The sequence below is a fragment of the Pseudoalteromonas sp. bablab_jr010 genome (assembly GCF_016464105.1).
GTDB lineage: Bacteria > Pseudomonadota > Gammaproteobacteria > Enterobacterales > Alteromonadaceae > Pseudoalteromonas > Pseudoalteromonas simplex.
In genome coordinates, this window is sequence record NZ_JACDWV010000024.1 from 1 (window position 1) to 418 (window position 418).

Here is a 418-nt window from a genome sequence, read left to right on the forward strand (position 1 = left end):
AAGTATAGAAAGGTTTATATAAATAATACAAAAGAGCTTAATTTTTATATTGAGCAAGGAGAAACGAAAAGAGGTATACCTAGCAATGATAAATTGCCTTTCTTTAACTGGGAGGTATTAAATACAGAGTTGTCAATTCCACGTAATTATTATGAGATGGATGCACAAGCTAGTTTTGTAGATGATAACTTACTTGATTTAGGTAAATTAAATATATGTTTAAGTTATGGATATTACATGATTACAATACAAAGCTATAAGTTCAAGCGCTTTAAATATCGCTTTAGTCGTGAACCTTTAAGGTTGGTATCACCAACATCTGTATTTCAGCTAAGTATTGCAGTGATATTGCATAATAATGAATATGCTCGCCAAATTTATACGTTATTTCAAGCAGGTTACATGAAGCACTGGGTGA

Annotated in this window: 1 protein-coding gene; it reads left to right on the plus strand. The window is 30.9% G+C overall.

Annotated elements, in window-relative coordinates:
• Window positions 1-418 (plus strand): hypothetical protein (locus JIG37_RS22910; protein ID WP_199528381.1); only part of this gene is annotated, 418 nt, incomplete at both ends.